This is a genomic window from Microbacterium ureisolvens (assembly GCF_019511645.1).
Classification (GTDB): domain Bacteria; phylum Actinomycetota; class Actinomycetes; order Actinomycetales; family Microbacteriaceae; genus Microbacterium; species Microbacterium ureisolvens_A.
The window spans coordinates 827474-845799 of record NZ_JAEUAX010000001.1; the positions used below are offsets into that span (position 1 = coordinate 827474).

Sequence of the window (18326 nt, forward strand, 5' to 3'; positions counted from 1 at the left end):
AGCGCCTGAGCCCTTCGTGACGGCGCACCGGCGCCGGCTGCAGCTCACCAGCCGGACCGGATGACGCTCGCCGATCCCCCGGGCGCCGAGCGGGCGAGGAGTCTAGGCTGGCGCTGTCGGAGGAGGTTCCCATGACCGTCGACATCGAGGTCGTCGCGCTCGACAAGCCGGATGACGTGAACGTCATCGTGGGCCAGTCGCACTTCATCAAGACTGTGGAGGACCTGCACGAAGCGCTCGCCGGGATCGGTGGAACACTGCGGTTCGGCGTCGCGTTCTGCGAGGCATCCGGTGCCCGGCTCGTGCGTCGCACGGGAAACGACGATGATCTCGTCGCGCTCGCCGTCGATGCCGCGCTCGCGATCGGCGCGGGCCACGCGTTCGTGATCATGTTGCGCGAAGGCTTTCCGGTGAACGTCCTCAACCAGGTGAAGGCCGTGCCGGAGGTCTGCTCCATCTACTGCGCGACGGCGAACCCGGTGCAGCTCCTCGTCGCCGTGACCGACGCCGGCCGCGGCGTCGCGGGCGTCATCGACGGGCAGCCGCCGGTCGGCGTCGAGACCGAAGAGGACATCGCCGACCGCCGCGCTCTGCTGCGCGCCATCGGGTACAAGCTCTGACCCGCGACCGCTCGCGCGGGCGAGCGTCCGGGAAGCCGCTAGCGTCGAAGGGCGCGGTGGTGCGCCGGCCGGGGAGGATCGCAGATGGATCATTTCGACACGATCGTGGTCGGCGCGGGGGTCGCAGGGCTGACCGCGGCCCGGCTTCTGGCCAAGGCAGGTCGTCGCGTCGTGGTTCTCGAGGCCCGCGACCGCGTGGGCGGCCGCGTCTCGACCGACCGCCACTTCCCCGGCACCGTGACCGACATGGGCGCGTCCTGGATCCACGGCATCAACGGCTCCCCCGTCGCGGCGGCGGCAGAGGCGTTCGGCATGCGCACCGTCGAGTTCACCGTCGGCGGCTACCAGGCCGACAGCCGCCCCATCGCGTACTACGGCCCCGACGGGATCCGACTGACGGATGCCGCCACCCGGGCCTATATCGACGACATCCATGCCGTCGACCGGACGCTGCAAGAGGTGGTCGCGGCATCCGCTCCGGACACGTCGTACCGGGACGTGACCGAGGCGGCGCTCGCGGCGCAAGGGTGGGGCGCGGAGCGCACGCAGCGCGTGCGCGAGTACCTCGAGCATCGGTCCGAGGAGCAGTACGGCGCCTGGATCGAGGACCTCGCCGCCCATGGACTCGACGACGACTCCATCGACGGCGACGAGGTCGTGTTCCCCGACGGGTACGACCGTCTGCCACGACGCCTCGCCGAGGGACTCGACATCCGTCTGATCCATGTCGTGACCGACGTGCAGTGGTCGTCCGAGGGAGTGCTGGTCACGACCGATCACGGCCTGTTCGCCGCCGACAGCGCGATCGTCACCGTGCCCGTCGGCGTGCTGCAGTCGGAGGAGTTCGTCATCGAGCCGCCGCTGCCCGAACCGGTCGCGGGGGCGCTCAGCCGGCTCACCATGAACGCGTTCGAGAAGGTGTTCCTGAGGTTCCCGGCGAAGTTCTGGGACGACGGCGTCTACGCGATCCGCCAGCAGGGGCCCGAGAGCCGCTGGTGGCACTCCTGGTACGACCTCACCCCCGTGCACGGCACGCCGACGCTGCTCACGTTCGCCGCCGGTCCCGCGGCGGTCGAGACGCGGGACTGGACCGAGGACGAGATCGTCGAGTCGATCCTCGTGCAGCTGCGGCGTCTGTACGGCGACCGCGTCGAGCAGCCGACCCATGTGCACGTCACGGATTGGCAGGACGACCCGTGGTCGCACGGCTCGTACGCGTACATGACGGTCGGGTCGACGACAGCCGACCACGACGATCTCGCGACGCCCGTGGGCGGCGTGCTCCACCTCGCCGGCGAGGCGACGTGGACCGAAGATCCGGCGACCGTCCCGGCGGCGATGCTCTCCGGCCACCGCGCCGCGTCGCGGGTGCTCGCACGCGACATCGCCATCGCGGACGCCTGGTCCGACTGAGGACATTCCGGTCGATCTTGTGGCGGGATCCACGGGGTGCGATTCTGCACCTGGGTCCACGATCGTGGGCCGACCTGGCCGATAGGACGACGAGATGGCTGCGTCCCACCGACGATCGCACAGCGGTCTCGTGCTCGACCTCGAGGAGGTGTCGGTCGACGACGTGGCGACCGTCGGCGGCAAGGCGGCCAATCTCGGCGAGCTGATCCGGGCCGGCTTCGACGTGCCGCCCGGATTCTGCGTGACCACCGAGGCCTACCGGCGGGCTGTCCGCGGATCGGCCGTGGAGTCCGGGACGATCACGGATGCTGCGGCGGCCCGTGCGGCCGTGCTCGACGCGGCGTTCCCCGACGAGGTGGCCGACGCGGTGCGCGATGCCTACATGCGGCTGGAACCCGAGGGCGGTCCTGTCGCCGTCCGGTCCTCGGCGACGGCGGAGGACCTGCCGGGGACGAGTTTCGCGGGCCAGCAGGACACCTATCTCGACGTGGCCGGCGTCGATGCCGTGCTCGATGCGGTCCACCGCTGCTGGGCGTCGCTGTGGACCGACCGCGCGGTCGCCTACCGCGCAGCGCAGGGCATCGACGGCGCGGGAGTCGCCCTGGCGGTCGTCGTGGAGCGCATGGTCGACGCCGAATCGGCGGGCGTGCTGTTCACAGCCGATCCGGTGACCGGCCGCCGGGGGCAGGCGGTGCTCGATGCGGCGCGCGGCCTCGGCGAGGCGGTGGTGTCGGGGGCGGTCGACCCGGATCACTTCGTCGTCGACACGACGACCGGACGGATCCTCGGTCGCCGCGCCGGCGGCGACGGCGACCCGGCGGCGAGCGTCACCGATGCCCAGGTGCGTGCCCTGGCCGCGCTCGGAGACCGCGTCGAGCGCGCATTCGGCAGCCCGCAGGACATCGAGTGGGCGATCGATGCCGAGGGGCGCGCCTGGCTCACGCAGTCACGACCGATCACGACGCTGTTCCCGGTGCCTGTGCGCGACGCTCCCCTGCCTGCCGCGTACACCCGGATCTACTTCTGCGTCAGCCTGGCCCAGGGGCTCCACCGGCCTCTCACGCCGATGGGCATCGCCGCCTTCCGGGTGATCGGCTCGGGGTTCCTCGACCTCATCGGACGCCGTCCCGCGCGGATCGCGGACGGTCCGGGCGCGTTCGCGATCGGCGGCGACCGCATCTTCGTCGACGCGACACCGGTCGTGCGATCGGCCGTCGGCCGCGAGATCATGCCGCGCGCGCTCGACGTGATGGAGGCGCGGTCCGCCGTCGTGCTGCGCGGCCTGTTCGACGATCCGCGCTTCTCCGTGCTCCCGAGGTCCCGGCGACGCTTCGTGCGGGGCTTGCTCCATCTGGCCGTGCGCATCCGGCTGCCGCTCATCATCGGGCAGGCGCTCTTCAGCCCGGCGGCCGCTCAGCGACGGGTGCAGCGACTGGCGCGAGAGGTGCGGGCGCGCGACATCCCCGCCGGCGGGGACATCCCGACGAGGGTCGACGGCGTGATCGACCTGCTCTTCCGTGCCATGCCGCTCGCGCCCAGGAGTCTGCCCGGTGCCGTCGTCGGGTTCGGCATGCTCGGCCTCGCCGCCCGCCTGCTGCGCGGTTCGACGCAGCCGGGCGACCTGCAGACCGTGCTGCGCAGCGTGCCCGAGAACGTCACGACGCAGATGGACCTCGAGCTGTGGGACGTGGCCGTGCGAGCTCGGCGGGACGCCGAGTCGGCGGCAGCGCTTCGCACCCGCACGCCCGCAGACCTGGCCGCCACCTACCTCGCCGGCACCCTCCCCCGCGTGCTGCAGCGCGCGATGGCCAACTTCCTCGCCCGCTACGGCCACCGCGCCGTCGCCGAGATCGACCTCGGCATGCCTCGCTGGGCCGAAGACCCCGCGCACCTGTTCGGCGTTCTGTCGGGCTACCTGCGCCTCGGCACGGATGCCGCGACCCCCGCGCAGCACTTCGCCGCCGGTGCGCGCGACGCCGAGGCGATGGTCGACACCCTCGTCGGCCGCGCTCGTCGGCGCAGCCGGCTTCGCGCCGCCGCGGTCAGGTTCTGCCTCCGCCGCGCTCGGGCGCTCGTCGGCATGCGCGAGATGCCGAAGTACCTCATGATCACCGCGATGCGCAGGGCGCGGGCGGAGCTGGCCGACATCGGCGTCGGGCTCGCCGCCGCGGGACGGATCGCAGATGCCGAGGACGTGTTCTTCCTCGACTTCGACGAGACCAAGAGGGCCGCGGCCGGGACCGACATGCGGGCGACCGTCCGCGAGCGCAGAGACCGCTACGACGCCGAGCTGCGCCGCCGTCACGTACCGCGCATGCTCCTGTCCGACGGGACGGAACCCGAGGCCGTCGGCACCGGCGCCGCGTCGGACCGCCCCGGCGCCCTGCGCGGCACACCGGCGTCGGCCGGGACCGTCACGGCGCCCGCGCGCGTCATCCTCGACCCGGTCGGGGCGCACCTCGAACCCGGAGAGATCCTGGTCGCGCCGTCGACCGATCCTGGCTGGACGCCGCTGTTCCTCACTGCGGGCGGGCTCGTCATGGAGATGGGCGGTGCCAACAGCCATGGCGCCGTCGTCGCACGGGAGTACGGCATCCCCGCGGTCGTGGGCGTTGCGCGCGCGATCGACACGATCACGACGGGGATCGAGGTCACCGTGGACGGGGCGTCGGGCGTGGTGACGATTTCCGCGGCGGACGCCTGACGCCGCGTTCTTGACTGCGGTCCAAGAACGTTCGGAGGACTGTGACACCCGCACATTGACATGCACCTCGAGATCGACTTAGTTAGGCAAGGCAACCCTAATTGAAGGAGCTCTCCGCCGTGCTCGACCTGCTCACTCGTTCCACCTCCGACACCTACCGCTCGCTCATCGCCCAGACCTCCGCTCGTGTCGCCGACCGGTTCGAGACGACGACGCAGCCGTTCTCAGGCGCCTCCCGCGCCGAACTGCAGCGGTTGGTGGACGGCGTTCACCTCGATGGCGACGGCGTGGGATCCTCGCAGGCCGTCCGCGAGATGGATGAGATGTTCCTCGAGCACGCGGTGTGGTTCCACCACCCCGCATACACCGCACACCTCAACTGCCCGGTCGCCCTGCCCGCGGTCGCGGCCGAGACCGTGCTCGCGGCCGTCAACACGTCGGTCGACACGTACGACCAGTCGGCCATCGGCACTCTCATCGAAAGACGGCTCATCGACTGGGCCGCGAGCCGCGTCGGCTTCACCCGCGGCAGCGGCGTCTTCACTTCGGGCGGCACGCAGTCCAATCTCCATGCGCTCCTGCTGGCCCGAGAGGCGACCCTCGCGGCGACTTCGCTGCCGCGGCCGCGCGCGCTCTCCCGGCTCGTGGTCTTCGCGACAGCTTCGAGCCACTTCAGCGTCGGCAAGTCCGCGCTGCTGCTGGGGCTCGCCGACGACGCGGTCGTCGAGGTGGCCGACGACGGTGAGGGACGGATGGATGCCGCTGCCCTGGCGAACGCGATTCGCGAGGTCGCCGCATCGGGTCGCCTCCCGATGGCTGTCGTGGCGACTGCCGGCACGACCGACCGCGGCGTGATCGACCCGGTGGACGCCATCGCCGACGTCTGCGACGAGCACGGGGTGTGGCTGCACGTGGACGCCGCCTACGGCTGCGGGCTCCTGGTCTCGGCGCGTCGCCGGCACCTGCTCGCGGGCGTGGAGCGTGCTCGGTCGCTGACGATCGACTTCCACAAGAGCTTCTTCCAGCCGGTGTCGTCGAGCGCGATCCTGGTGCGCGAGCCGCACGATCTGGCGGCGGGCGCCTGGCACGCGGACTACCTCAACCCGCTCGAGAACGACGAACCCAACCAGGTCGACGTGTCTCTGCAGACCACGCGCCGCTTCGACGCGCTGAAGCTGTGGGTCACGCTGCGCGCGCTCGGGCCCGACCACATCGGCGCGATGTTCGACACGGTCATCGACCTCGCCGAAACCGTCGGCGACGAGATCAGGGCGGATCCCGAGTTCGAGCTCGTCGGCCGCACGCAGCTGAGCACCGTGCTGTTCCGGGTGCGACCCGAGGGCGTGGACGAGGCCTCGAGCGACACCCTCGTGGCAGGCGTGCGGCGCGTGCTGTTCGAGTCGGGCCGGGCACTCGTCGCGAAGACCGTGATCGACGGACGACCATGCCTGAAGCTGACCCTGCTCAACCCCGAGACCACGCTCGACGACATCCGTCGCGTCCTCGCGATGGTGAAGGATGCCGCCACCACTCTCGCCGGCATCGCGCCCGATCTCGACCAGGCCCTCGCGGAGGCGTCCGCATGAGCGCGCACGTGCACGACGTCGTCGGTGTGGGTATCGGCCCGTTCAACCTGGGGCTGGCGTGCCTGACCGAGCCCACCGGGCTCGACGCGGTGTTCCTCGACCGCGCCGACGGGTTCCGCTGGCACCACGGCATGATGATCGAAGGCGCCACCATCCAGGTGCCGTTCCTCGCCGACCTCGTCACGATGGCCGACCCGACCTCGCGGTTCTCGTTCGTGAACTGGCTGAAGCAGACCGGGCGCCTCTATCCGTTCTACATCCGCGAGAGCTTCTACGCGCTGCGCACCGAGTACGACGCGTACTGCCGGTGGGCGGCCGGGCAGCTGCCGAACCTGCGCTGGAACCACGAGGTGATCGCCGTCGACCACGACCCGGCCGACGACACGTATGTCGTGCGGGCCATGCGCACCGACACCGGCGAGGAGAGCGAGCTGCGCACGCGGCACCTCGTTCTCGGCGTCGGCACGCAGCCGGTCATCCCGCCCACGCTCCGCGGACTCGACGGCCCCGCGATCCACAGCTCCGAGTATCTCGACCAGCGCGACGCGCTCCGTGCATCGGACTCCATCACGGTGGTCGGCAGTGGCCAGTCGGCCGCGGAGATCTACCGCGATCTGCTGGAGGGTGCACGGGAGGACGGCTACCGGCTCGACTGGATCACGCGATCGCCGCGGTTCTTCCCGATGGAATACACCAAGCTGACGCTCGAGATGACCTCTCCGGAGTACACCGATCACTTCCACGCGCTGCCGATCGGCATCCGTCAGCACCTCGGCCGCGAGCAGCGGAGCCTGTACAAGGGCATCTCGGCCGACCTCATCGACGACATCTACGACACCCTCTACCGGCTGAGCGCCGACGGCCCCGTGCCGACGACGCTGCTGACCGACACCGAGGTGACGTCCGCCGAGTGGGACGGCTCTCGCTACCGGCTGCAGCTGCGCCATGCCCAGCTCGACCGCGAGCACGTGCGGGAGACCGCGTCCCTCGTGCTCGCGACCGGCTACGCCGCCCAGACGCCCCCGCTGCTCGCGCCGATCGCCGACCGCCTCGACCACGATGTGCTCGGCCGCCTCGCGGTGGCCCGCGACTACAGCGTCGACCGCGGCCACGGCCGCGTGTTCGTGCAGAACGGCGAGGAGCACACGCACGGCCTCACCGCGCCCGACCTCGGCTTCGGCGCGTGGCGCAACTCGACGATCCTCGCGTCGATCACCGGCCGCGAGGTCTATCCGATCGAACGCCGCATCGCCTTCCAGGACTTCGGCGTGCCCGCCGACGTGCCCACGGCGGCGACGGTCGGGGCAGCCCGATGACGCCGGTCACCTCGATCGTCGCGGCCGACCCGCAGCGCGACGCCCGCGTCCTGCAGCGGTGGCTCGCCGACCCGCACGCCGCGTTCTGGGGAATGGGAGGGCTCAGCGCCGACGAGGTGCGCGAGTACCTCGCCGGCGTCGTGGCGGACCCGGATCAGGATGCCTGGCTCGGCCTGGTCGACGCCGTTCCGACCTTCTTCGCCGAGACGTACGACCCGGCGCAGGTGCTGCTGCGCGGCATCCATGATCCTCTTCCCGGTGATCTCGGCATGCACGTGCTCATCGCACCCCCCGAGGGCGAGCCCCGCCATGGCCTCACCGACGTCGTCTTCGCCACCGTGATGGCGTGGTGCTTCGACGGACTCGGCGCGCGGCGCGTGGTGGTCGAACCCGATGCCCGCAACCTCCGCATCCGGCGCAAGAACGTCCGCGCGGGATTCACCGAGCTCCGCGAGGTCTCGATCGACGAGGGCGAGCGCACCAAGACCGCGGTGCTGTCGGTGTGCACGCGCGACGACTACGCCCGCTCCGAACTCGCCGCCGTCGCCGCCCGCGAAACCGCACCCGCACCCGAATTCGCACGAACAGGAATCTCCGAATGACCGCCCCCGCAGCCCACCTCACCCCCGCGCATCTCGCCGACGCCCAGCGCCACCTGGTGGCCAAGGCGATCGCCGAGTTCAGCCACGAACGGCTGCTCGCGCCTGAACCCCTCGTAGGAGGCTGGCGCGTCACCGCCCCGGACTCCGACGTGCAGTACCGGTTCGACGCGGTCCGCACCGAGCTCGAGCACTGGGTCGTCGACGAGACGAGTCTCTGCCGGCTCGTGGCCGGCGAGCCCGCCGCGCTCGACGCGCAGGCGTTCATCCTCGAGCTGCAGCCGGTGCTCGGCCTCTCCGATCAGCTCCTGCCGATCTACCTCGAGGAGATCGCGTCCACCCTGGCGAGCGCGGCGTTCAAGGTCGCCCAGGGCGGCCCGTCGGCCGACGAGCTGCTCGCCGCCGACTTCCAGACGATCGAGTCGGCCATGACCGAGGGACACCCCGGGTTCGTCGCGAACAACGGACGTATCGGCTTCGGCGTCTCGGCACACGCTGCCTACTCCCCCGAGGCCGGTCGCCCGTTCCGGATGGTGTGGCTGGCGGCGCGGCGGTCGCACTCGCAGCTCGCCCTGGGCATGGGCCTGGACGAGGCATCCCTCCTCTCCGGCGAGCTCTCCCCCGCAGAGCGTGCGCGTTTCGCGGAGCGCCTGACCGAACTCGGCGAGGACCCCGCCGAGTTCCACCTGCTCCCGGTGCACCCGTGGCAGTGGGAGAACCGCATCGCGATCACGTTCGCGCCCGACGTCGCGCGCCGCGACCTCGTGCTGATCGGCGAGAGCGACGATGAATACCGCGCACAGCAGTCGGTGCGGACGATGTTCAATGCGACGCATCCAGACCGGCACTACGTGAAGACCGCCCTGGCGGTGCAGAACATGGGGTTCCTGCGCGGGCTGTCGCCGGCGTACATGCGGGTGACACCCGCCATCAACGACTGGGTCGCCGACCTCGTGGCCGGCGATGAGACACTGCGCGACTCGGGGTTCCGCGTTCTGCGCGAGCGCGCGTCGATCGGCTACACGGGCGACCCCTATCACCGGACGCCGACGCCGTCGGCGCACCGCAAGATGCTCGCCGCGCTCTGGCGCGAGAGCCCGGTGCCGCTGATCGCACCCGGCGAGCGGCTCGCGACCATGGCATCACTGCTGCACCGCGATGCGCGCGGGCGCTCGTACGCGACCTCGCTCGTGCACGCGTCGGGGATCGAGGCGACGACATGGTTGCGCGCGTATCTTCGTGTGTACCTCCGGCCGCTCGTGCACTGCCTGCTCGCGCACGACCTTGCGTTCATGCCCCACGGCGAGAACCTCATCCTCATCCTCGACGAGCACGTGCCCGCCGGGGTCTTCATGAAAGACATCGGCGAGGAGGTCGCACTGCTCGCCGACCGCGACGTGCCGGCGGACGTGGGCCGCATCGTGTCGCCGGTCGACGACGAAGAGAAGGCGCTCGCGATCTTCACCGATGTGTTCGACGGCGTGCTGCGCCATCTCGCGGGCATCCTGCACATCGACGGGACGCTGCCCGAGAGCGTGTTCTGGCGGATCGCCGCCGAGATCATCGACGAGCACGAGGCGCAGCATCCGTCCCTCGACTCCCGTGTGGATCTGCGCGCCGACGCGTTCGCGCACTCGTGCCTGAACCGCCTGCAGCTGCGCAATACACTGCAGATGGTCGACCTCGCGAACCAGTCGGCGTCGCTGATGTACGCGGGCACGCTGCCGAATCCCGTCGCTCGGTCCCGCGTGGGGTCGGCCGGGGCGCCGGAGCCCGTGGGAGTCTGACGCCATGGCAGAGGTCTATCGCGACGACCTCGGCATCCCCCACCTCCGCGCGAGGGACGTCGGGGACCTCGCCGAGGCGCAGGGAGAGGTGACGGCGCGCGACCGCGGCTGGCAGATCGAGGTCGACCGGCTCCGCGCATCGGGGCGGCTGTCGGAGCTGATCGGCGTGGCCGCCGTGCCGTGGGACGTCTTCGCAAGGCGCGCCCGTCTCGACGACACCGCGCGTCGGGCCTTGGAGACAACGGATGCCGAGACCCGCGCATTCGTCACCCGCTACGCCGCCGGCGTGCGGCGCGGGATGGCCGCCGTCGGCGCGGGTGCGACCGAGTTCCAGGTGCTCGACGACGTCTTCGGCGACGCGCGACCGCTGGCGCCGTGGGCCGACCACGATCCGCTCGGCGTTCTGCACGTGGCGCACGCGCTGTTCTCGACGTTCCCGATGCTGCTGTGGCGCGAGCACGTCGCCGCGACGCTCGGCGACGGGTGGGTCGACGTGTTCGCGGGGTACGGCGACGGCGGCGACGAGACGCTGCCGACGTCGGGCAGCAACGCGTGGGCGTTGCACGGCTCGCGGACGGCGAGCGGGCTGCCGCTGCTCGCGGGCGACCCGCACCGCATCTTCGAGCTGCCGGGCGTGTATCAGCAGATACGGCTGTCGTGCGACGAGTTCGACGTCGTGGGGCTCGCCTTCCCCGGCGTGCCGGGAGCCGTGCACTTCGGGCACGCCGGCGACGCGGCGTGGGGCGTCACGAACGCGATGGCGCACAGCGTGGACGTGTTCCGCGAGCGGCTGCGCCCGGTCCCGAGTGGCTATGAGGCGCTCGGGCCGGACGGCTGGCGCGGCGTCGACGTCGAGCGTTCGGTGGTCCGGGTGCGCGGCGGCGATGCCGTCGACGTCGAGGCCCTCGAGACGGAACGGGGCACGGTGGTGACCGAGCTGCGACCCGACGGCGAGGAGCTGGTCGGGTGGAGCGTCCGGATGCCCGCCCGCGCGAACGCCGACCTGGGCGCCGGTGCGCTGCTCGGTCTGTTGCGAGCGCGAACGGCCGGCGGGGTGATGGCGGCGTTCGCGCGGTGGGTCGACCCGGTGAACCGCGTGGTCGCCGCAGACCGCGAGGGCACGGTGCTGTCGGCGACGGTCGGGGTGACGCCGGATCGCCCGCGCGCCGAGCGGCGGCTGCCGCTGCGCTCCGAGTCGGTGCAGGTCGCGACGGATCGAGCGGGCGCGCGCCCACTCGAGGTGGCCGATGTGGCCGTCGATGCGAACGAACGACCCGCTCGAACCGGCATCGACCTCGGATGGGCGTACTCCTCGCCGCACCGGGCCGATCGCATCCGCGTGCTCCTCGCGCAGCTGCGACCCGGATCGGTGGACGAGTTCGCGCCCATCTGGGGCGACACGGCGAGCGGTTCAGCGGCTTCGTTGTCGCGATTCGTGCCGCGCGGGCCGCTACCGGCTCGAGCGGCGCGGGTGCGTGATGCGCTCGTGGGATGGGACGGACGGATGGACGCGGCGTCCGTCGCCGCCGGCATGTTCGCGGCATGGCGCGCCGCACTCGTGCGGCGGGTGGCCGCGCACGCGGTGCTGCGCCCGCTGCACACGGCGCACGGATTCGGTGCGATCTTCGACCCGTGGCTCGGCGTCACCGGGCAGGTCGCTGCGGCGCTGCCGCGGCTGCTCGCGCACCCCGCGTTGCGTGAAGACGTCGGCGCACTGGCGGTGTCCGCGCTCGAGGACGCCGCGGGCGCGGGCGAATGGGGCACGACGCATCGCCTGATTCCCGCGCATGTCCTCGCCGAGGTGCCCGGCGCGGTCGATCCGGGCTCGGGCCTCGACGTGCCGCTGTCGGGCGACGGCGACGCGGTGCGGTGCACGGGCTCGACACCCGGTGTCACCGCCCGGTCGTGGCGCGGCTCGGTCGCACGATGGGCGTGGGACCTCGCCGACCGGGAGAACAGCCTCTGGAGCGTGCCGTTCGGCGCCGCTGGCGACCCCGGCTCACCGCACTTCGCCGACCAGCTCGCGGGCTGGTCCGAGGTCCGGCCCGCCCGGGTCGTGACCGACTGGATCCGCCTGCGTCCCGACGCACCGACAGGAGCCGCGTGACCACCTCGACCACAGACCGCCTCGTGAGCGGGGCCGCCGGCACCGTGGTGCACGCGGCCGACGACCCCGTCCTCGGGCGTATCGAGATCGCGGTCCTGAACCCGATCTCCGACCTCGACGTCATCCATCGCTGGGTGACGGCGCCGACCGCCCGGTTCTGGGGACTCGGCGAGCTGACGCGTCAGGAGCTGGGCGACCTCTACGTCTACGTGGACGGCCTCGCCACCCACCACGCGTTCCTCATCCGGCGCGACGGCCTTCCGATCGTGCTGCTGCAGACGTACGCGCCGGAGAGCGACCCGCTTGGCGAGGCGTACGACGCACAGGCGGGGGATGTCGGCATTCACTTCCTTCTCGGCGACCGCGGCGCACCCGTCCGCGGATTCACGACCCGCGTGGCACACGTCATCATGGGGTTCCTGTTCGCACAACCCGCGGTCGAGCGCATCGTGATCGAGCCCGACGTCGGCAACGACCGCGCGGTCGCGCGTGCCCGCCTCTCTGGGTTCACCCTCGGCCCGCAGGTCGAGCTGCCCGGCAAGTCGGGGCAGCTCGCGTTCCTCACGCGCGACGCATGGGAGTCGGGCCGCGCCCGAACCTAGCGATCAGCTGCGCAGGCCGACCTTCGGCTTGGCCCACGAGCGGCCGCGAGTGTCTTTGAGGATGTCGTACTCGACGTCGACGTGCGGCTCGATGGCGCTGTACTTGTCGTTCGGCGCGCCGATCACCAGCTGGAACCCGAGGCCCCGCCAGGCGCCGATCGCACGCTTCGTGAAGTGGGCGTCCGCCTTGATCAGCGCCTCGTCCATGAACACCGGCGCGTAGCGCGGGCGCGCGGCGCCCGCGTCGCCGAGCTGATAGCGCAGGGCGGCTCCCACGATGAACGCGATGAGCTCCTGCGACTCGCCGCCGGACTTCTCGCCGATGTGATCGTAGAGCGCCACGTGCTGCTTGGTCGCGGCATCGACACGCTCCGCGCTCACCCGTACGTGGTTGCGCACGTCGATGAGATCCGCGAAGTCGGGGGCGGAACGCCGCATGTGGCCGATGAGGCGCGACATTCGGCGGTACGCCTGCTCGCGCTCGTCGTCGGTCGACGCGGCCTCGATGAGCGCACGGACCTCGCGCAGCTCGCGGCGGAAGCGCCGGCGCGGCTCGGACTGGTTCTCGCGCGTGGTGATCTGCAGGCGATGGTCATCGTCGTAGAAGGGCAGATCCTGCATGATCTCGTTGATCGGCGTGATGCGATCGCGGATCTCACGGATCGACCGGCTCAGCGTCGAGTCCAGGTTGGTGAGGTCGTTGCCCGAGAGCTTGAGAAGGCTGTCGCGCCACTCGGCCTCGAGCTCGTGCAGCCCGCTCGTCCGCAGGGCCTCCAGGATGCGCTCGAAGTCGTCGATCGACTCGTCGGGGTCGGGCAGCAGATTCGGGTTGGGCCACCGCTCGAGGAAGCTCACCATGATGCGCCGGACGCTGTCGCGCTGCTGTTCCAGCGAGTCCACCGCTGCCCGCCGATCGTCTGCCAGTCGCTGCGCCGCGGTCGTGAGCGCGGCGACGAAACGCGCCAGCGCGTCCGATGCGCTTTCCGGACGGGTCGTCTCGGCCAGGCGGAATCGGTCATCGAGGAACGCGATCTGCTCGGGGCTCAGCATCCGTCCCGCGTCCTCGGCGGCGTCGACCACTGTCTGATCAGAGTCGACGTCGTCGATGACGTCGCTCCACTGCGACTCGATCTGCTCGCGCTCGACCGTGGTGCGCGCGATCTCCTCGCGCAAGCGCGCCGCCTTGCCCTTGGCGGCGGCGATCTGCCCCTGCACGCGGGCGATCTCGGGATTGGATGCCGTCACGTCGCCCTGGACGGCGAGCCACCTGTCCCGCTCTGCCGTGACGGACGCGACGTCGACCTGCTCCCAGGTCAGATCGCGGATCTTGGCATACACCGCCATGCGCTCGTCGACCGCATCGAGCGCGGCATCGGCCCGCTTCCGCTCCTCCGCTGCGCGTGCGAGCCGGGCTCGGGCCTCGTCGAGCTGCCGGGCGAGGTCGGCAAGTCGCCGGTCGTTGGAGAATCCGAGCACGTTCTCACGGCCGTGGCCGCCGTGCGCACCACGACTTCCCTGCGAGATCTGGCCGGTGAGCGTCAGAGCCATGCGGTGGCGAGACAGGTCGCGCGCGGAGTCGACGCACACGAAGCCGAAGCGGTCACCGAGGCGCTCCTGCAGCCACCCGGTGAATGGCGTGCTCTGATAGTCGAGTCGGCCGGGGAGCGTGCTCGTGTCGTGCAGATCCACCTCGTCGAGCCCGGTGTGCACCCCCTCGTACCGCAGCCGCACGGGCGTGCGCACCGAGTCGATCGCCGTGCGGAACCGCCCGAGATGCTCCACGTCGATGAGCAGCGTCGTCGCGAATCCGCCCAGCGCGAGGTTGAAGGCCTCCCGCCAGGGCTCGAACTCGGTGCGCACCTCGATGAGCTCGCCGACGAACGGCAGATCCTCCAGCTCGATGCCTGCCGCGTGGGCCACGAGCTCGCGCGATTCGTGAAGGGCCCGCGGGATGTTGCCCTGCAGTCCGGTCGCCCGTCGCATCTCCGCCTCGAGCTCGGCGATCTCGCGCGCGATGCCCTTCTCGGCCGAGATCGCCTCCGCGTACTCCGCCCGGGCGCCGCCCTTGGCGTCGCGGTCGGCGAACGTCTCTCGGGCGCGCTCCACGAGCGCGGTGAACTCCGCGTGCGTGGTCGCCTCCTCGCCGATCGCTCGCAGGTCCGCCTCGAGCGCCGCCCGCCGGCCCTGCGTCGCGGTCAGCCGACGCTCGACCTCGCGCAGCTCGCGCTGCGCGGTCTCCAGGCGGTCGCCTCCCGACAGGCGCAGCACCTCGACCAGCCCGTCGCGCTCCGCCTCGGCGGCCTCGGCGAGCGCGCGGTTCTCACGCAGCGAGGTGTCGGCCGCATTCTTGCGGTCACGCAGCTCCGTCTCGACGTCGCGGAGGAGGCCCAGACGCCGGTCCGCGCGCCAGAGGGTCGCGAGCGACGCGGGGTCGGAGAACTCGCCGAGCTCGTCGATGAGTCTCACACGCTCCCCCGCTGCCGCGATCTTCTCGCGCAGCTCGTGGATCGGCTCGAGCGCGCCCACCTGCTGACGGGCCGTCAGCATGCGTGTGCGCGTGCTCTCGAGTCCGTCGAAGTGTGCGACGACGGCGTCGGCGGTGGTCATCGTCTCGGGCTCTTCCAGCACGAGGCGCTTGTAGAGGTCGTCGACGGTCGTGATCTGCTGACCGGCCTGGATGCGGGCGAGCAGGCTCATCGCCTTGGCTCCCGCCCCCGACGCGCCGATCCCGAGCACCGCATGCAGCCGCGCCGAGAACTCGCGATCGGTCCCGACAGGTTCGAGGCCGGCGTTCTTGATCGAGAGATCGGAGAGCCGCAGCACCGCCGCATGCTCGAGCGAGCTCAGGTCGAACGCACGGTCCGTCGTCGCGCGGACGCGCACCGTGTCTTCGAGCACGCGGGCGCCGGCCGGGATGTACCACGCGCGCACCGCGGTGAACCGCGAGCCGTCGTGGTCGATCCACGTCATGGCGACGGCCGTCCAGGTGTCTTCACCGTCACCACGGAGCACGCGCATCTTCGTGCCGTCCTCGGTGCGCGATTCGTCGAGCTTCCCGCGACCGTACGACAGGATGTTGCGCTGCTCGTCGCCGCGCGGACGCCCCGTCACTGCCCCGTTGGATGCGCCGTTGAACGGCGTCGTGTGAGGCATCATGAGCGCGATGTACGCGTCCATCAGTGTCGACTTGCCCGAACCCGACCCACCGCACAGGAGTGTCGCCTCAGGCGAGAAACGCACCCGGTGCGCGCCGTCGTAGCCGCCCCAGTTGACGAGCTGCAGATCCTCGGCGAGCCACTGCTGGCCGCGCGATGCCGCGGGGATGAGCCCGAACAGCGTGTCGAGCATCGTCACAGGGCAGCCTCCTCGAGTTCGGGGTCTTCGAGATCGGGGAGCGGACCCTGCGTGCGCAGCCAGTCCCCCAGCTCGCGCAGTTTCTCCGCGCTCAGCACGATCTCGACGAGGGGGCTGATGCGGAACCGGCCGGTGGTCTCCTCGTCGACGATCCCGTCCCGCGCGAGACGGTCCATCGCCTTGCGGATCGACCGTTGGCGGCGGGCGGTGTCGCCGTCGGCGTCCACGAAGTAGCTCATGACCGTCTGCTCCACGTCTTCGACGTCGACGCGTGCCGCCGGCTCGCCCGCCGCCGACTCGCGCTGGTAGACGGTGCGCAGGTGCACGAGCACGAGCGTCTCGGAGCGCGTGTACGCGGCATCCCGAAGCAGGATCGGCATCTCGAACTCGTCGGAGCGCACCTGCTGTTTGTACGCCACGCCGCGGTCATGGTCGATGACCAGGCGCACGAACAGGTCGTTGAGGCGCGACTCGACGAGCTGCTGGTTGTCCAGCAGCACGGTCCACTCATCGCGGTTGCGGTCCGCGAGCACGTACCGCCGCTGGAGCAGGTGTACGAGGACGCGCCTCACGGCCTGGTCGAGCACGCCCCGGTCGCCGGGGAAGAGCTCCTCGAGGTCGTCCTCCATCGCGGCCGGAGCGATGAACGCCTCACTCGCTCCGACATCGCCGGCGTCGAGATCGCGGGCGTCGAGATCGCTCTGGGTGACGGTCTCAGTCATCGTCGTGCTCCTTCGCGGTGCGGGCGGTCACGGACCCGAACGCGAAACGTCGCGTCGTGCCGTCGGGGCGCAGGGCTTCGACGACCGAGACCTCGTCGCCCTCGGTCATGCCGTTTCGGTGCGCGATCTCGAGGAGTCCCACGAGATCGACCGGGCGTCGGGCTTCATCGTCCGCCCCCTGGAACGCGTCGCCCAGATCGAACTCCTCGCCGAGCCCGGCGACATAGGCCTCGAGCTCGGCGTACCGGGGGCCACCCCAAGCGCGGGTGTCGGCATCCGTGAATTCCGCGTCGTCGGCCGAGGCGGTCAGCGGAGCGGGCGCGCCGGGGGGACGGATGTCGCTCACCGACTGGCGCAGGTGCCCGATGTCTGCCATCGGAAGGCTCCGCAGCGGTTCGACAGGCGCGTCGGAGGACGAGCTGCGGGTCCATGCCTGCAAGCCCGCCATGACGTCTCGCAGCAGATCGTCGACCTGCCGATCTCGGATCGGGTCGTGGGTGCGGACCTGTCCGGTGATGACCCGCGAGGCACGGCGCTGCGCCGTGAGGACCTCCTCGACGCCGAGCTCGACGCGGCGGCCGATGGCATCCAGCTCCTTGCGCTGCTCGCTGTCCATGAGACGCGTGAACGGCTGCGCGAGCAGCGTGTGCAGCTGCTCGGTGAGGCTGTCGATCCGCTCCGGATCGCCGATCAGGCGCAGCGCCCCCGCGAACGCGCGGCCCTCGGCGGTGGATTGCATGACGTGCTGCCCGCGCTGCAGGTACTCGCGCAGCACCTCGCCGGTCGGACGGACGTCCCGACGCAGATCCGCGACGACATCGCGCTGCATCGCCTTGATGGACTCGGCCACGCGGGTGAAGTCCGCCGGCAGCTCTCGCGCAAGATGCAGGACGTTCTCGGCCTCCTCCAGGAGCTGCTCGTCGTCGATCGGCTCCGGCTCCCCGAGCTCCAGACGCGCGATCTCGGCATCGAGCGCGTCGCGCTCCTGGATCAGGCGGGACATCCGCACGGCGGGATCGGTCTCGGCGTGATCCGAGAGCCGCTCGACCGCCTCGAGCAGCGTTCGCACCCGCGAGTTGGAGACCCGGGTCCGTCCGCCGGCGGTGCGCCCGGTGATCTCGAGCGCGCCGACCGCGTGCGCGGTGAGGCGGTACACCTCGGTGTCGCCGTCGATCTGCGGCACGAGCCATCCGACCCGCACCCAATAGCGGCAGATCTCGCGGGCGGTGCCGACCGGGAGTGCGCGCTCGCCCTCGTCGTAGCCCGCCGCTCGCAGCTCGTCGAGGATCTCGGCGACCTCGGCGTGGGCGTCGGAGATCTCGACTGACGGGCGATCGACCGTGAACACGATCGAGAGAGCCGCGACCACGAAGGGCGCGTAGCGACCGTGCAGCAGGTCGAGGGTGGGGGTCCGGAACGCCGCGAGTGAGCGCAGATATGCCGCCTCGGCACGAGTGTTCCCCATCGCCTCCAGACTACCCGGGGCGGGCGTGCGACCACGATTCGGGGTGATGCA

12 protein-coding genes are annotated in these 18326 nt (G+C 71.2%); 9 read left to right on the top strand and 3 right to left on the bottom strand.

The genetic code is table 11. The annotated features are described in order from the left end of the window. Positions 1–131: 131 nt before the first annotated feature. The 9 genes from JNB61_RS03975 to JNB61_RS04015 all read left to right on the top strand — a co-directional run bounded on the left by JNB61_RS03975 (position 132) and on the right by JNB61_RS04015 (position 12734). A complete protein-coding gene (locus JNB61_RS03975; RefSeq protein WP_220292384.1) occupies positions 132–620 on the top strand; it encodes an adenosine-specific kinase in 489 nt (162 codons plus the stop codon). Between the two features lie 84 nt (positions 621–704). Beyond that, complete coding sequence (locus tag JNB61_RS03980) at positions 705–2033, top strand: flavin monoamine oxidase family protein (RefSeq protein ID WP_220338790.1); 1329 nt, start codon at positions 705–707, stop codon at positions 2031–2033. A gap of 94 nt (positions 2034–2127) precedes the next feature. Next, positions 2128–4737, top strand: a complete 2610-nt coding sequence (locus JNB61_RS03985) for a PEP/pyruvate-binding domain-containing protein (RefSeq protein ID WP_220338791.1) — start codon at positions 2128–2130, stop codon at positions 4735–4737. A gap of 101 nt (positions 4738–4838) precedes the next feature. Next, a complete protein-coding gene (locus tag JNB61_RS03990) occupies positions 4839–6323 on the top strand; it encodes a pyridoxal phosphate-dependent decarboxylase family protein (protein ID WP_223214569.1) in 1485 nt (494 codons plus the stop codon). After that, positions 6320–7639, top strand: a complete 1320-nt coding sequence (locus tag JNB61_RS03995) for a lysine N(6)-hydroxylase/L-ornithine N(5)-oxygenase family protein (RefSeq protein ID WP_220338792.1) — start codon at positions 6320–6322, stop codon at positions 7637–7639. Before JNB61_RS03990 ends, JNB61_RS03995 begins: the two co-directional genes overlap by 4 nt. After that, complete coding sequence (locus JNB61_RS04000) at positions 7636–8241, top strand: GNAT family N-acetyltransferase (protein ID WP_220338793.1); 606 nt, start codon at positions 7636–7638, stop codon at positions 8239–8241. The genes JNB61_RS03995 and JNB61_RS04000 overlap by 4 nt, the downstream gene beginning before the upstream one ends. Next, positions 8238–10025, top strand: a complete 1788-nt coding sequence (locus tag JNB61_RS04005; RefSeq protein WP_220338794.1) for an IucA/IucC family protein — start codon at positions 8238–8240, stop codon at positions 10023–10025. The genes JNB61_RS04000 and JNB61_RS04005 overlap by 4 nt, the downstream gene beginning before the upstream one ends. Before the next feature lie 4 nt (positions 10026–10029). After that, entirely contained in the window at positions 10030–12132 is a 2103-nt protein-coding gene (locus JNB61_RS04010; protein WP_220338795.1) for a penicillin acylase family protein, read from the top strand. Next, on the top strand, positions 12129–12734 hold the full coding sequence (locus tag JNB61_RS04015) for a GNAT family N-acetyltransferase (RefSeq protein WP_220338796.1): 606 nt from the start codon (positions 12129–12131) through the stop codon (positions 12732–12734). Before JNB61_RS04010 ends, JNB61_RS04015 begins: the two co-directional genes overlap by 4 nt. A gap of 3 nt (positions 12735–12737) precedes the next feature. Here the strand turns inward: JNB61_RS04015 and JNB61_RS04020 are convergent, their stop codons facing one another. Genes JNB61_RS04020 through JNB61_RS04030 form a run of 3 tightly spaced genes read right to left on the bottom strand, consistent with a single transcriptional unit; the run spans position 12738 to position 18275 of the window. After that, on the bottom strand, positions 12738–16088 hold the full coding sequence (locus JNB61_RS04020) for an ATP-binding protein (protein WP_220338797.1): 3351 nt from the start codon (positions 16086–16088) through the stop codon (positions 12738–12740). Then, on the bottom strand, positions 16085–16810 hold the full coding sequence (locus JNB61_RS04025) for a DUF4194 domain-containing protein (RefSeq protein ID WP_220338798.1): 726 nt from the start codon (positions 16808–16810) through the stop codon (positions 16085–16087). The genes JNB61_RS04020 and JNB61_RS04025 overlap by 4 nt, the downstream gene beginning before the upstream one ends. Continuing rightward, on the bottom strand, positions 16803–18275 hold the full coding sequence (locus JNB61_RS04030; RefSeq protein ID WP_159844831.1) for a DUF3375 domain-containing protein: 1473 nt from the start codon (positions 18273–18275) through the stop codon (positions 16803–16805). Before JNB61_RS04030 ends, JNB61_RS04025 begins: the two co-directional genes overlap by 8 nt. Positions 18276–18326: the final 51 nt, after the last annotated feature.

Coding starts and splice junctions, on each gene's coding strand:
- JNB61_RS03975 (WP_220292384.1), top strand. CDS start 132: ATGACCGTCGACATCGAGGTCGTCGCGCTCGACAAGCCGGATGACGTG.
- JNB61_RS03980 (WP_220338790.1), top strand. CDS start 705: ATGGATCATTTCGACACGATCGTGGTCGGCGCGGGGGTCGCAGGGCTG.
- JNB61_RS03985 (WP_220338791.1), top strand. CDS start 2,128: ATGGCTGCGTCCCACCGACGATCGCACAGCGGTCTCGTGCTCGACCTC.
- JNB61_RS03995 (WP_220338792.1), top strand. CDS start 6,320: ATGAGCGCGCACGTGCACGACGTCGTCGGTGTGGGTATCGGCCCGTTC.
- JNB61_RS04000 (WP_220338793.1), top strand. CDS start 7,636: ATGACGCCGGTCACCTCGATCGTCGCGGCCGACCCGCAGCGCGACGCC.
- JNB61_RS04005 (WP_220338794.1), top strand. CDS start 8,238: ATGACCGCCCCCGCAGCCCACCTCACCCCCGCGCATCTCGCCGACGCC.
- JNB61_RS04010 (WP_220338795.1), top strand. CDS start 10,030: ATGGCAGAGGTCTATCGCGACGACCTCGGCATCCCCCACCTCCGCGCG.
- JNB61_RS04025 (WP_220338798.1), bottom strand. CDS start 16,810: ATGACTGAGACCGTCACCCAGAGCGATCTCGACGCCCGCGATCTCGAC.
- JNB61_RS04030 (WP_159844831.1), bottom strand. CDS start 18,275: ATGGGGAACACTCGTGCCGAGGCGGCATATCTGCGCTCACTCGCGGCG.